Here is a 13,933-nt window from a genome sequence, read left to right on the forward strand (position 1 = left end):
TCATCCCCGTTGCACTGCCGCGCGCACGCGCATAGCGGTTGAGTAATGGATGTCTCGCCCCTCTCCTTGGTGCTCATAGCACTTGTGCTCGCCGCTTGGGCGGTGGGAGCGGGCGTGGTCGTGCTGCGCGCCAACCAGAGCGTCAAGCGCGCCAAGGCGATGCGCACCAGCCTGAAGCGCATGCAGACCCTGCTGGATGTCGCGCCTGCTTTGCCTCTGCTGGTGCGGGTCGATGGCCGGATCGAAGCTTCGGACAAGCTGGCCCGGATGCTGGGCCTTGCGACGATCCCCAAATACCTGTCCGAGCTTGCTGCGCCGCCCGCCAATCCCAAGGCAGGTGGGCTCGCGCAAGCGCAGATCGACCAGCTTTGGGCCAAGATCCAGACCACCCAGAAAAGCGCCGCGCCGTTCCGCATGGCGATCAACCTGCCGGGTTCGCAGCGCAGCCTTGCGCTTTATGGCACGCTGGCTGATCCGCAGGTCTCGCCCGGCGGTGCTGCGCTGGTATGGGTGTTTGATTTCACCGAAAGCCATTCCGAAATGGCCCGCCTCCGGTCTGCTGCTGCGCGGGCAACCGGCGATTTTGCGGCCTTGGTCGGTCTGATCGAAGCCGCGCCGATGCCGATGTGGTTCCGCGGCGCGGACCTCACGCTTCAGCTCGTCAACCAGGCCTATGTCGATGCCGTGGGGGCAGCCAGCGCGGCAGAAGTGGTGCAAGGCCAGATTGAGCTGCTCGAACCAGAAGACAGCCGCTCGCCGGCCGACATTGCGCGGGGCACGCTGCAACGGCAGGATAAATCGGAACGCATCGTCGCTGCGACGATCCATGGTGCGAGGCGCACCCTGCGCGTTTCTGACCTGCCCTTGGGGCAGGAAGGGGTCGCGGGATATGCTATCGACATCGAAGAACAACAGCAGGTCGCGCGCGAATTCCGCGCTTTCCGCGATGCCCAGCGCGCGCTGCTTGACCAGTTGTCTGTCGGGGTCGCGCTGTTTGACGGCGATGAGCGCCTGACCTTCGCCAATCGCCCGTTTCGGCGCCTGTTCAGCCTGACCGACGAGGCGATCGAGGCGCACACACCTTTTGAACGCTTCCTCGCCGAAGCGCGAGAGCGTGGGCGCACACCCGAAGTGCGCGACTTCCCCGAGTGGCGGCGTGAGCGCACCGGATGGTTCGGGATGCAAGATTCGCTCGAGGAGGCTTGGCCGCTCCCCGGCGGCACGCACCTGCGCGTCGTCGCCCAGCCGATGCCTGACGGCGGACTCGTACTGATCACCGAGGATCGCACCGAAAGCCTCGCGCTATCCGCCGTGCGTGACACGCTGTTGCGCACCCGCACCGCAACGCTCGACAGCTTGTTCGAGGCGCTGGCAATCTTCGCGCCTGATGGCTCGGTGCAGCTGTGGAATCGCAGCTTTGCCGGCACCTGGGGCCTCACCACCGACCTGCTTGACCAGCACCCCAGCGCGGATGAATTGCTGAGCGCGATCGGACGCAATCTCGTCAATCCCGAAGAGGCGAGCCTGATTGGCGCGGCGGTGCGCGCTGCCACGCTCGACCGGAGAGAAAAGGGCGGCCAGGTCGAACTTGCCGACGGGCGGTCCTTGCGGTTTGCGGGTATCCCGCTGCCCGATGGCAATGGCCTGCTGACCGTGCTCGACATCACCGCTTCGCAGAAGGCCGAGCAGGCGCTGCGCGAACGGGCCGAGGCCTTGGAAGAGGCTGATGGCGTGAAGGCGCGGTTTCTCGCCAACATGTCCTACGAATTCCGCACGCCGCTCACCACCATCGGCGGCTATGCCGAACTGCTGAAGAGCGGGGCAGCGGCCGATCCGGCGGCGGCGGGCGAATATGTCGACGCGATCCTCGCCGCGGTTGAGCGTCTGACCGAGCAGGTCGAAAACGTACTCGACCTGTCGCAGAGCGAGGCGGGGCTCCTGCCGATCCGCAAGGAACGGATCGACGTGCTCGATCTGCTCACTACGCAGGTGCGCGAGCGCGAGGCGGTGATCATCGCCGCGGGCCTGAGCCTCGATCTCAAGGGCCGGCGGGGCCGCGTTATCGAAGCAGATCCGCGCCAGATGGGCCGTGCGCTCGGCAACCTCATCGACAATGCCATTGCCGGGACGCCTGATGGCGGGCGCATTGTTATCGAGATCCGCAAGGCTCCGGAAGGGACGGGCTGGTCGCTCGAAATCAGCATTGTCGATAATGGCCGCGGAATGACCTCGCAGGAACTGGCGCGCGCGCAAGGAGGGCTCAGGCCCGCAGGCGAGGGCGCGCCCGAACGGCGCAGCGGGCTCGGCATTCCGCTCGCCCGCCAGCTGATCGCCGCGCATGACGGTACGCTCGAGATCGTCAGCCGCAAGGGCTCCGGCACCACCGCCACGATTCGTCTGCCGTGACCGAGACGCGCGAGAGCTTGCCGGACCTTGCAGCGATGGCGGCTTTCGGCGCGCGCATCGCTGAACAGTTGCGGGCAGGCGATGTCGTGGCGCTGACCGGCGGGCTGGGGGCGGGCAAGACCACGCTCGCTCGCGCGATCCTCGCCGCGCTGGGGCATGACGGCGAGGTGCCTTCGCCCACCTTCACGATCATCGAGACCTACGATTCGCCCCCGCTGCGCATCGCCGTGGTGCACGCCGACTTCTACCGGCTCGAAAGCCCTTCCGAACTCGATGAGATCGGCCTCGACGATTACCGCGAAGGCGCGGTGCTGCTTGCCGAATGGCCTGATCACGCGGGCGGGTTCGGGCATGAGGCGGGCTGCCTGTCGATCACGCTCGAACCGGTCGGAGAAGTCGGGGAAGGCGGAAGGATTGCGATTGCCCGCGGGGCTGCGGATTGGTTAGGGCGGATGCCATGATCGAACTGCCTGAAGGTCTCGCCGATTTCACCGCCCGCGCCGGTTGGGCCGATGCCCGGGTCGAGCCGCTGCCGGGTGATGCCTCGTTCCGGCGTTACTTCCGGCTGGAGCGGCCGGATGGCGCAACTGCAATGCTGATGCACGCGCCGCCGCCGCACGAAGACCCTGCGCCTTTCCTCCATGTGGCACACTGGCTCAACGAGAACGGGATGCGCGCGCCTGCGATCCTTGCAGAAGATGCAGCGCAAGGCTGGGTGCTGACCGAGGATTTTGGCAACGACCGGATGCGCGATTGGCTGGATGACCATCCCGCCGACGAGCGTGCGGCTTATGAAGCGGCGGTCGAGGCGCTGGCCGCGCTCCACCGACTGCCGCCGGGGCCTTTCGCGCCCTACGACATGGCGGTTTATGCCCGTGAGGCGGCGCTACTGACCGAATGGTATTGCCCGGCACAGGGTCTGGAGGTTGATGCCGCTGGCTATGCCGCAGCATGGGAGGAAGTGCTCGCGCCTGTGCTGTCGCGCCAGACGCCCGGCGTCACCGTGCTGCGCGATTACCATGCCGAGAACATCATGCTGCTCGGTGGCAAGGCGAGCGCGCCGCAGGGGCTGATCGACTTTCAGGACGCGCTGGTGGGGCATCCGGCCTATGACCTTGTCTCGCTGCTTCAGGACGCGCGGCGCGATGTGCCGGTCGATCTCGAAACCGCGATGCTGGTGCACTACGCCCACCACGCCGGGGTGGCGGATGACGAATTCATCGCCGATTACGCCCTGCTCGGCGCGCAGCGTAACGCCAAGATTGTCGGCATCTTTACCCGGCTAGACCGGCGTGATGGCAAGCCAAAGTATCTCGGCATGATCCCGCGTGTATGGGCTGCGCTGGAGCGCGATCTGGCACACCCTGCGCTGGAGCCGGTGGCGCGCTGGTTCGACGTCAACATCCCCGATGACCTGCGCGCGGCAAACGGGGCGTTCCCGGCATGAGCACCGCGCCGCTCGCCTCCGACACCGCCATGATCCTCGCGGCCGGGCTCGGCAAGCGGATGCGGCCGCTGACCGCCAGCCAGCCCAAGCCGCTGGTGCGGGTCGCGGGCAAGCCGCTGATCGATTATGCTCTTGATCGTCTTTCCGAGTCTGGCGTGGCCAAGGCGGTCGTCAATGTTCACTACCTCGCCGATGCGCTGGAAGCCCATGCGCTTGCCCGCAGCGCGCCGAAGGTGACTGTATCGGACGAGCGCGCCTTGCTGCTGGAGACCGGCGGCGGGATGGTCAAGGCGCTCCCGCACCTGCCCGACCCCTTCTTCGCGCTCAATGCCGACAATATCTGGCTCGACGGACCCAAGAGCGCGTTCCATGACCTCTCGCGGCGCTGGAACCCGGAGGTGATGGACGCGCTGCTGCTGGTTGTGCCGCACGCCCGCGCGGCCAATTTCAACGGGCCGGGCGATTTTCACATGGACCCGCTGGGCCGCCTGTCGCGCCGCCGTGACGGGCGGATCGCGCCCTTCATCTACACCGGCATCCAGTTGGTCAGCCACCACCTGCTGCGCGATGCGCCCGAGGGACCGTTTTCGACCAACATCCTCTGGAACCGTGCGATGGAGGAGGGGCGCCTTTACGGCATCAGCTTCACCGGCCTGTGGTTCGAAGTCGGCACGCCGCAAGCGATCCGTCCGACCGAGGAGGCGCTGCTGGGTGGCTGAACCCCGCAAGCCCGGGCCGCTGGTTTATTCGATCGCCGCGCATCGCGGGTTTGCCGATGCGCTCGTGGCCGGGCTGGTGCCGCGTTACCGCGAACCCGGCTTCGGCCTCGCACGCCTGACCCTGCTGGTTCCGTCGAGCCGCGCGGCGCGCACGCTCTCTGAAGCCTTCATCCGCCACGCGGGTGAGGCTGGTGAGGGCGGCCTGCTGATGCCGCGCATGGTCGCAGTGGGTGATCTCGACCTCGACGAGAAGCTGGGTGCTGCGCTCGATCCGCTCGGCGCGAGCGATATTCCTCCCGCCTGCGATCCGGTACGCCGCTGGTTGACGCTCGATCGTCTGATCGCCGAGGAGCGCTCGGGCGAAGGGATGGACCCGCTCCCTGGCCGGTCGAGGCTCAATCTGGCCCGCGAGATGGCGCGGACAATGGATCGCCTGCTCGTCGAGGAAAAGACGTTTCAAGACTTGCTGAGCGAGCCGGTGCGCGACAGCGTGGCTGGGCTGGCCAGCCATTGGGAACGGTCGATCCGACTCTTCGCGCGGGTCAATGTGCGCTGGCAGATCGAACTGGCGGAGCGCGGCGAAGTCGATGCGGCGGCCCGGCGCAACCTCCTGTTCGATCGTGCCGCGCGGCGCTGGAGAGAAACGCCGCCGCCGCATCCTGTTGTTGCCGTGGGGGTGACGAGCGCTTCGCCTGCACTTGCGCGAATGCTCCGGGTGGTGGCGGAGTTGCCTGACGGTGCTGTCGTCCTCCCCGATCTCGATCTGGCGATGGACGATGCTGCCTGGGAAGAACTGGGCCTTGCCGGCGCGTCGGAGGAACCGGGCGGACCTGTGTTTGGAGCGGGCGATGCGCTCAGTCATCCGCAATATCACCTGAAGCTGCTGCTCAATCGCATGGGTGTGAACCGCGCCGAGGTACAGCCGTGGCACCGGCGCGGGATCGGCGCGGCAGAGCCTGCACGCAGCCGCGCGATTTCCTCGCTATTCCTGCCTCCGCAAGCGAGCCGGGCGTGGATCAATCTGGACGCGAGGGAGCGGCGGCTTGACGGGGTGCGGCTGCTCGCGAGTGCTTCGATCGAGGAAGAGGCGCAGGCCATTGCCCTGCTGGTGCGCGAGGCGCTGGAACAGCCAGAAAAGCGCATCGCTGTGGTCTCCGCAGATCGCGGCCTTGCACGGCGGGTCGCACAGCATCTCGAGCGCTGGAACATCACCGCCGACGATTCCGCTGGTCGTCCGCTGGCGCTGACCCCCGCCGGGCGTTTGTTCGGCCTGCTGGCAGAGATCGCGGCGAACGGCGCTGACCCTGCCAATCTGGTCGCGGCCTTCGGTCATCCATTGGTGCAAGGGTGGGACCGGGAGACGCGGCGCAATTGGCTGGTGGGGCTGCGCGCCTTCGACCGTCAGTTGCGCGGACCATCGCCAGCGCCCGGTATGGAGCCTTTGCGCGAAGCTGCCGCCAAAGCCGAGGTTGCCGAATGGTGGGGCGAGGCCGAGGCACTTATTGCGCCGCTCACCGATTGGCCGCGCGACATCCCGCTCGCCGAAGCGCTGTCCCGCCTGTCCGCCGCGGCGGAAGCCTTTGCCCGCACCGCCATATGGGAGCGCGAGGATGGCCGCGCGCTGGGCTTGATGATCGAGGAATTGCGCGGGCAGGCAGAGGCGCTCGGCACGGCGATAGAGACCGCCGATCTTGGCGGCGTGCTGCGCGACGCGATGGAGGCTGTCGCGGTGCGCCCCGGATATGGCGGGCATCCGCGTGTCGCGATCTACGGCTTGCTTGAAGCGCGCATGGCACGCGCCGATCTGGTGATTTGCGGCGGGCTCAACGAAGGCAGTTGGCCGCAGCCGCCCGGCGCCGATGCGCTGCTTGCGCCAGCGATCCTGCGGGCGCTGGGCGTGCCGGGAGCGGAGTTCCGCATCGGCCTCGCGGCGCATGACCTTGCAGGCGCCATGGGCGCGCCCGAAGTGGTGCTGAGCCGGGCCTTGCGCGATGCCGAAGGGCCGACGCTGCCCTCGCGCTTTCTGCTGCGGGTTGAAGCGCTGTTGGGCGATGATCTCGACAAGGAGCATCGCGAGCGTGCCATTCCGGCTCTGCTGCCCCATCTCGACCGTGAGCGTCCGGCGGCGGAGCCTTATGAGCGCCCCGCGCCCGATCCCGCGCCTGCGCTACGCGATGTGCCGATCCGGGTGACGGCGCTCGACCGGCTGTTGGGCGATCCCTACCAGTTCTATGCGCAGGCGATCCTTGGCCTGAGGCAGCTTCAGCCGCTCGCCGCCGATCCCTTCAGCGATCCCGCGCTGCGCGGCACGCTGGTGCACGATATTCTCGACAAGTGGCATAAAGCGAAGGAGGATCAGCCCGGCCTTGCTCTTGCACCCTTCGCCGCCGCACATTTCGCGTCCGCGCGCGTCCACCCCCTGTTCCGCGCGCTGTGGCAGCCGCGCCTGATCGATGCGCTGGAGCGCTTTGAGGCTTGGATTGCCGAGGATGCTGCGGAAGGACGGCAGGTGATCGCCACAGAGATTTCGGGCGAGATGATCTTCGATGGGGTCAAAGTCATGGGCCGCGCGGACCGGATCGACCGGCTTGCTGATGGCAGCCTTGCGATTGTCGATTACAAGACTGGTACCGTGCCATCGAAACAGCAGGTCGAGAAGGGCTTTGCGCTTCAACTCGGGCTGCTCGGGCTGATTGCGGAGGCTGGGGGTTTTGCTCGGGCGGGCCTCCCGGCAAGCGCGGCCACCGGATTTCATTACTGGTCGTTCGGCAAGGAAGACGGCGGCTTTGGAAAGCGCCAAAGCCCGATGAAGCTTGGGCCGCGCGAGGGCGGCTTGTTACCGGAGCGGTTCCTGCCACACCACGCCGAAAAGCTGTGCGAAGCCATACGGCGCTTCATCAAGGGCACCGATCCCTTCAAGGCGCGCGAGAACCCTGATTACAAAGGCTACAATGAATATGACCAGCTGATGCGGCTGGAAGAATGGATCGTCCGGCTCACCGACAAGGAGTCCGAGGCGTGAGCGGCGGCGCTAACGGCGGCGGGGGCCTGGTCTTTCCCCTGAAGGACAACCAGCTGACCGCAGCTGATCCGGAGGAGAATGTCTGGCTGTCGGCCTCGGCGGGGACGGGCAAGACGCAAGTGCTCTCCGCGCGCGTGCTCAGGTTGCTGCTGCGCGAGGATGTGTCGCCTGGGCAGATCCTGTGCCTGACCTTCACCAAGGCGGGTGCGGCTGAGATGGCGAACCGCATCAATGCGGTTCTGGCGCGCTGGGTTCGGCTTGATGCAGGCACGCTGGGGAAGGAGCTGCGCTATCTCGGCGCGGATATCGACCCAGCCACGCAGGAACGCGCGCGCAGTCTGTTTGCGAGCGTGCTCGATTGCCCCGGCGGGGGGCTCAGGATCGACACGATCCACGCCTTTGCGCAGTTCCTGATCGGCAACTTCCCCGAGGAGGCAGGCCTCGCTCCCGGCACGCGGCTGTTGGACGATCGCAGCCGCGAGCTGCTCGCCCGCGAGGTTCTGGCCGACCTGTTCGAGGAAGCCGAGCGCACCAATGACGTGCGCGTGCTCGATGCGATCAGGCAATTCACCACCCGCAAGGATCCCGCCGCTTTGCACAAATGGCTGATGCGAGCGGCCGATGCGCACGAGCTGTGGGAGGGCACCACCGGCTGGCAATCGCCCATGGCTGCACGGGTGCGCCGGACATTGGGAATACCCGCCGATGCTGACGAGGCATGGGCAAGCGAGCCGCTGCATCCCGATCTCTTTCCCGATGACACGCTCATCTCGCTGCTGCCCGCGCTTGAGGGATGGAAGGCGAAGACCGGGCTTGAGACAGCCGCCTTTATCCGCGAGTGGATCAATCTCGGCCTGGCCGATCGTGTTCAGGCGGTATCCCGTTTCTACGACACCCTCCTCAAGAAGGACGGAACGCCGCGCAAAATGGATGGCGCGGCCAAGCTCGATCCCGATTTCCTCCGCCATCAGGAGGACATGGCGGAGGCCTTGCAGGAATACGAAACTCGCTGCTCCCTACTCCCCACCGCCGACATCATCACCTCCGCGCTCGAAATTGGCCGCGCCTTTGCGGTCCGCTGGGAAGCGCGCAAAGCACGCGAAGGGCTGCTTGATTTCGGCGACCTGATCCGCAAGGCAGCGGGCCTTCTCGGCAACTCCGAGGCCGCCGACTGGATCCGCTACAAGCTCGACCGGCATTTCGACCACATCCTGATCGACGAAGCGCAAGACACCAACCGCAGCCAGTGGGATATTGTCGAGGCGCTGATCGAAGATTTCTTCGCGGGTGATGGCGCACGGGGCGACAAGCTGCGCACGATCTTCACCGTGGGCGATTACAAACAGGCGATCTTCGGTTTTCAGGGCACCAGCCCGGAAAACTTCGCCCGTGCCAAGCAGCGCATCAGTGCGCGGATTTTCGCCGCACGCGATGGCATCCGCACAAGCCGCGTCAATCGCCGTGAGCCGGGCTGGCAAGATCTCGACCTTGGCCTTTCGTTCCGCACCGCGAACATCGTGCTGGGGTTCGTCAACCGGGTGATCGGCCTGCTCGGCTTCGACGCCTTCGGTCTCGACACGCCCCCGGCCGAACATGTGGGCGCAGAACGGCCGGGGCTGGTCACGTTGTGGCCGCCCGTGATGCCGGAGAATCCGGAAGGCGACGCTGAGTTCGACGACGAAGGCAGCGACGACAAAGCCAGCGAGGAGAGTGAGCGCGATTGGTTGCCCAAGCACGATACCTTGCTTGCGCAGAACATCGCCGAACAGGTGCACCGCTGGGTTACGGATGTTGAACCCTTCGTGCTCGCCAAGGGCACGCGCCGCCATGCGCGGGCTGGCGATATCATGGTGCTGGTCCGCCAGCGCAAGGAACTCGCCGCGCAGATCGTCGCCAAGCTTTATGCCCGCGGCGTTCCGGTGGCCGGGGTCGATCGGCTGCGCCTTGGCGCGCCGCTGGCGGTGAAGGATGTGATGGCGGCACTGCGATTCGCCGCGCAGCCGCAGGACGATCTCAGCCTTGCAAACCTGCTCGCCTCGCCGCTGATCGGGTGGACGCAGGACGATATCCTCGCCCATGTCCCGCGGCCCGACAAGGTCCGGCTCTGGGATCATCTGAAGCGCGAAGATGCGCCGGTGCCGGTGCTCCAGACAGCGGACAAACTGCGCGACCTGCTGCGCCGTGCCGATTATCAGACCCCGCAGGCGCTGATCGCCTGGCTCCTGACCGGCCCGTGGGAGGGGCGGGCGCGGCTGGTGGAACGACTTGGTAGCGAAGCCAACGATCCGCTCGATGAACTCATCAACACCGCATTCGCTTATGAGGCCGACCATTGGCCGAGCCTTGCCGGCTTCATCGCCTGGTTCGATGCCGGAACGGGCGACCTGAAGCGCGATTCCGACAGCGCGAGCGGACAGGTGCGGGTGATGACGGTGCACGGATCAAAGGGGCTTCAGGCGCCGATTGTGATCCTCGCCGATGCCACTGGTGCGCCCGGCGATCCGGGCGATCTTGCCTTGGAGGACGAGCCCCACGGGTTTGATCCCGAGCGCCGCCGCGAAGTGCCGCTTCCGCCGCTGGGCAAGGACGAGAAGCGGGGACGGATCGCCGAGTCTGCCGAAGCCAAGGCAACCGCTGCCCTTCAGGAACACTGGCGGCTGCTCTATGTGGCCATGACCCGCGCGGAAGAGGCGCTGTTCATCGGCGGGTCGCTGAACAAGAAGGAAGCCAAGAACCGCGAGCCCCACGAGGACAGCTGGTATGCGCGGCTTGCCCCAATGTTCGAGGGCGAACAGCTTAATGACCTGATCTGGGGCTGGCGAAAGGAATGGGGCGAACGGGCCGAGCCGCTGGTGCCGGAAGATGGTGCAGAAGCGAGCGGAAATGCCGCCCCCGATCTGCCGCGCTGGGCAATTACGCCGATTGGCCCCGAACCGCGTCCACCGCGCCCGCTTGCGCCGTCATCAGCGGGCGAGGACATGGGCAGCGAACCCCCGCTTCCGCCCGAAGCCGCGCGCAATGCCGCCCGTCGCGGCAGCCTGATCCACACGCTGCTGGAACGTCTGCCCGATGTCCCGGCGACGGAACGCGCAGCCGCTGCGGCGCGCTGGCTGGAAAGGCACGCGGGCGACCTGCCCGACGCGATGCGCGGCGAGATGCTGGCGGCGGCGCTGGGCGTCCTCGATCACTCCGGCTTTGCCGCGATCTTCTCTCCGCAAGCGCTCGCCGAAGTGCCGCTCGCCGCGACAGTCGGCGGCGTGGTGGTGGCGGGCACGGCTGACCGGCTGCTTATCGAGGAAGCCTGCATCACTGTGGTCGACTTCAAGACCACCCGCCGACCACCCGTCAGCAGCGGCGACATGCCAGCGGCGACGCTCCGCCAGATGGCCGCCTATGTCGCCGCGCTTGAAACGATCTATCCGGGGCGCGAAGTGCGGGCTGGCGTGCTCTACACCCATGCGCCTGTGCTGTTCGATATCGACCCCGGACTGCTTGGAGTGCACAAGCAGGCGTTGCAGGCACCGCAGCAATCCTTGTCCCTGCCGGATATTGAGTGAACAAGCTCGCGCATTAGATTGCATTCACGTGACCGGCGCTCTTATGGTCGCCGGCAAAAGGAGAATGCGATCATGGCTACCATCAACGTCACCGATACCAGCTTCCAGGCCGACGTGCTGGATAGCGATACGCCTGTGCTGGTCGATTTCTGGGCAGACTGGTGCGGGCCGTGCAAGATGATCGCACCGGCGCTCGAGGAAATCAGCGAAGAGCTGGCCGGGCAGGTGAAGATCGCCAAGATCGATATCATGGAGAACACCGATATCGCGGCGCAAATGGGCGTGCAGTCGATCCCGCTGATGGTGCTGTTCAAGAACGGCGAGGCGGTCGCCCGCAAGCTTGGCGCTGCGCCCAAGGGCCAGCTTAAGGCGTGGCTCGAAAGCGAACTTTAAGCCAGCACCCGCGCGACGAATTCGTCCCAGATCGCCGGGCTCGACGCGCCGACAAGGCCCGGCGCGTCGTGCTGGTCGACGCGGTATTCGCTGCCATCGAGCCGCGCGGCCTTGCCGCCCGCTTCATTGAGCCACAACACGCCGGCCGCGTGATCCCAGGCGAGCGTGCGTTTGAAGCTTGAAACGTCGTTCTCGCCCAGCGCGAGGCGCGGGTATTGTTCGGCAGCGCAGCGCGGAATGTCGACCAGCGTGTAGTAGGGCGCGAGCTTCGCATCGACCATCGCCGATTGTTCGGGGGTGAGGAAGATGCGGCTGACGGCGGTGACCGGCTGCTGCTGCCCGGTGCTGCGCGCGGCGATCCGCTCACCACTCACAAACGCGCCTTCGCCCGCGCGGGCATGGCAGAAGCGGTCCTTGTTGGGATCATAGATCCAGCCCGCCACCGCGCGTCCGGCATCGGCCAGAGCAATGATGATCCCGAACGGCTCCTTGCCTTCCGCGAAGTTAGCCGTGCCGTCGAGCGGATCGATGATCCAGCACTGGCCCGAAAGGTGATCGAGCACCGACTTGTCGGCGTGCACCGCTTCCTCGCCGACCACCGCCACGCCGGGTGCGAGCTTGGTCAGCGCTTCGGTGAGGAAGGCTTCGACCTCACGGTCAACGATGGTGACGGGATCGTCCGCCCCCTTCATCTCGACCTCGCCCGCCGCCAGGTTCCGGAAGCGCGGCAGCATCGAACGCTGCGCAGCGAAGCGCATCAGATCGCGGATCTCGGCGTCGAGGGCCGACAGTCTCACGAGCGGTAGTCCGCGTTGATTGCGATGTAGCCGTGCGTGAGATCGCAGGTCCACACGCTGGCGCGGCCGTCGCCGAGGCCAAGATCGACCGAGATGTCGATTTCCTCGCCCTTCAGATGCGCGGCGACGGGGGCCTCGTCATAGTCCTCGACGGGAAGACCGTTGCGGGCGGCCCAAACCCCGCCAAAAGCAATCGAAAGCCGGTCGCGGTCTGCCGGTTCGCCGGCCTTGCCCACGGCCATGACAACACGGCCCCAATTGGCATCCTCGCCTGCAATCGCCGTCTTCACTAAGGGCGAATTGGCGATAGCAAGGCCTACGCGGCGGGCACTGTCATCGCTCGACGCGCTGCTCACGCGGATGGTGATGAATTTCTGGGCACCCTCGCCATCGCGCACAACGAGCTGCGCAAGATTGCGGCACACATCGGCAAGCGCCGCCGCGAAAGCATCAGCGCCGGGGCTATCCCAGCCCTCGATTTGCGCATTTCCGGCCTTGCCAGTCGCAAACGCCATCACCGTGTCGCTCGTGGAGGTGTCCCCATCAACGGTGATGCACGAAAAAGTGGCAGCATTCGCGCGTTCGAGCGCTTCCTGAAGGAAGCCGGGGGCAACATCGGCGTCGGTGAAGATATAGCCGAGCATTGTCGCCATGTCGGGCGCGATCATGCCGCTGCCCTTGATGATTCCGGCCAGCTCGACCCGCGTTGCGCCGATCATGGCCGATGCGCCTGCGCCCTTGGCGAAGGTATCGGTGGTGCCGATCGCGTTCGTGGCATCTTCCCACCCGCAGGGCTCGGCGTCGAGGGCGGCTGCAATTCCGGCGCGGGCCTTGTCGATGGAGAGCGGCACACCGATCACTCCGGTCGATGAGACGAACACCTCGTCCACCCCGCAGTCCAGCGCCGCGCCGACCTGAGCGCGGATCGCATCGACCGCCTCGCGGCCGCGCCATCCGGTGAAGGCGTTGGAATTGCCCGCATTGACGATCAGCGCCCGCGCGCGGCCCTGCTTTACCGCCTCGCGCCCAAGTTCAACTTCCGAGGAGGCGCAGGCGCTCTTGGTGAAAACGCCCGCCACGCTGGTGCCGGGCTCAAGTTCAGCGAAGGTCAGGTCGCAGCGGTCCCACGCCTTGTACTGCGCTCGCGCGACACGCAGGGTTACCCCCGCAATCGGCGGCATGTCTGGGAACGGGCGGGCGAGGGGCGAACGGTCGATCTGCATGGCAAAGCCCTCTAGGCACGCAGGGCGGCGCAGTAAATCGGCAAAGCTGGTGGACGAATGCCGCGCGATTGCCTATTTAGCGTGCACGATGACCCGGCGTTTCCTTGCCTTTCTGGCCCTGCTTACAGGCCTTGTCGCTTTTGGCGGCCCGGCGCAGGCGTCTTTGGCAGAGGCGTTGGCCTGCAATGCCAGCATTGCTGCGGCCGCCGGGGATGAGACTTCGGGCAGCGAGAGCATCGCTGCGCAAGCTGCGCCGACGAGCCTCAGGGAAACGCGTCAGCTCGAAACGTCCGAACCGCGCCCGGCACCTCCGGCCTCGCTGCGTCTGCCGGTGCTGATGGGGATCGAACGCGCCTTCGAATAGGCGCC

The 13,933-nt window shown here is 66.3% G+C and carries 10 protein-coding genes; 8 read left to right on the forward strand and 2 right to left on the reverse strand.

Annotated elements, in window-relative coordinates; genetic code table 11:
• Nucleotides 1–45 precede the first annotated feature (45 nt).
• The 7 genes from KVF90_RS10670 to trxA are packed head-to-tail and all read left to right on the forward strand — an operon-like array spanning nucleotide 46 to nucleotide 11,544.
• Entirely contained in the window at nucleotides 46–2,406 is a 2,361-nt protein-coding gene (locus tag KVF90_RS10670) for a PAS domain-containing sensor histidine kinase (protein ID WP_264391562.1), read from the forward strand.
• Nucleotides 2,403–2,867, forward strand: a complete 465-nt coding sequence (gene tsaE / locus KVF90_RS10675; RefSeq protein ID WP_264391563.1) for a tRNA (adenosine(37)-N6)-threonylcarbamoyltransferase complex ATPase subunit type 1 TsaE — start codon at nucleotides 2,403–2,405, stop codon at nucleotides 2,865–2,867. Before KVF90_RS10670 ends, tsaE begins: the two co-directional genes overlap by 4 nt.
• A complete protein-coding gene (locus KVF90_RS10680; RefSeq protein ID WP_264391564.1) occupies nucleotides 2,864–3,853 on the forward strand; it encodes an aminoglycoside phosphotransferase family protein in 990 nt (329 codons plus the stop codon). Before tsaE ends, KVF90_RS10680 begins: the two co-directional genes overlap by 4 nt.
• Nucleotides 3,850–4,572 (forward strand): nucleotidyltransferase family protein, encoded by a 723-nt coding sequence (locus KVF90_RS10685; protein WP_264391565.1) that lies wholly within the window; start codon nucleotides 3,850–3,852, stop codon nucleotides 4,570–4,572. The genes KVF90_RS10680 and KVF90_RS10685 overlap by 4 nt, the downstream gene beginning before the upstream one ends.
• Nucleotides 4,565–7,594: a double-strand break repair protein AddB gene (gene addB / locus KVF90_RS10690; protein WP_264391566.1), complete on the forward strand. Its 3,030-nt coding sequence runs from the start codon at nucleotides 4,565–4,567 to the stop codon at nucleotides 7,592–7,594. Before KVF90_RS10685 ends, addB begins: the two co-directional genes overlap by 8 nt.
• Entirely contained in the window at nucleotides 7,591–11,151 is a 3,561-nt protein-coding gene (gene addA / locus KVF90_RS10695) for a double-strand break repair helicase AddA (RefSeq protein ID WP_264391567.1), read from the forward strand. The genes addB and addA overlap by 4 nt, the downstream gene beginning before the upstream one ends.
• An 18-nt stretch (nucleotides 11,152–11,169) precedes the next feature.
• The gene (trxA, locus tag KVF90_RS10700) at nucleotides 11,170–11,544 is read left to right on the forward strand and encodes a thioredoxin (protein ID WP_264391568.1); all 375 of its coding nucleotides are present in this window, start codon (nucleotides 11,170–11,172) and stop codon (nucleotides 11,542–11,544) included.
• Here trxA and KVF90_RS10705 read toward each other — a convergent pair.
• Both KVF90_RS10705 and argJ read right to left on the reverse strand, forming a co-directional pair.
• Nucleotides 11,541–12,335, reverse strand: coding sequence for an inositol monophosphatase family protein (locus KVF90_RS10705; RefSeq protein ID WP_264394483.1), 795 nt, complete (start codon nucleotides 12,333–12,335; stop codon nucleotides 11,541–11,543). The two genes, trxA and KVF90_RS10705, sit on opposite strands and share 4 nt — an antisense overlap.
• 2 nt (nucleotides 12,336–12,337) lie before the next feature.
• The gene (gene argJ / locus KVF90_RS10710) at nucleotides 12,338–13,564 is read right to left on the reverse strand and encodes a bifunctional glutamate N-acetyltransferase/amino-acid acetyltransferase ArgJ (RefSeq protein WP_264391569.1); all 1,227 of its coding nucleotides are present in this window, start codon (nucleotides 13,562–13,564) and stop codon (nucleotides 12,338–12,340) included.
• Between the two features lie 88 nt (nucleotides 13,565–13,652).
• Between argJ and KVF90_RS10715 the strand changes: the two genes are divergently transcribed.
• Nucleotides 13,653–13,928 carry a hypothetical protein gene (locus KVF90_RS10715; RefSeq protein WP_264391570.1) on the forward strand — a complete coding sequence of 92 codons (276 nt, stop codon included), beginning with the start codon at nucleotides 13,653–13,655 and terminating at the stop codon, nucleotides 13,926–13,928.
• Nucleotides 13,929–13,933: the final 5 nt, after the last annotated feature.

It is taken from the genome of Porphyrobacter sp. ULC335 (genome assembly GCF_025917005.1).
Classification (GTDB): Bacteria; Pseudomonadota; Alphaproteobacteria; order Sphingomonadales; family Sphingomonadaceae; genus Erythrobacter.

What these genes read in the sequence shown, in the direction of transcription:
- KVF90_RS10670 (WP_264391562.1), top strand. Translation starts at nt 46, where the DNA reads ATGGATGTCTCGCCCCTCTCCTTGGTGCTCATAGCACTTGTGCTCGCC.
- KVF90_RS10680 (WP_264391564.1), top strand. Translation starts at nt 2,864, where the DNA reads ATGATCGAACTGCCTGAAGGTCTCGCCGATTTCACCGCCCGCGCCGGT.
- KVF90_RS10685 (WP_264391565.1), top strand. Translation starts at nt 3,850, where the DNA reads ATGAGCACCGCGCCGCTCGCCTCCGACACCGCCATGATCCTCGCGGCC.
- argJ (WP_264391569.1), bottom strand. Translation starts at nt 13,564, where the DNA reads ATGCAGATCGACCGTTCGCCCCTCGCCCGCCCGTTCCCAGACATGCCG.
- KVF90_RS10715 (WP_264391570.1), top strand. Translation starts at nt 13,653, where the DNA reads ATGACCCGGCGTTTCCTTGCCTTTCTGGCCCTGCTTACAGGCCTTGTC.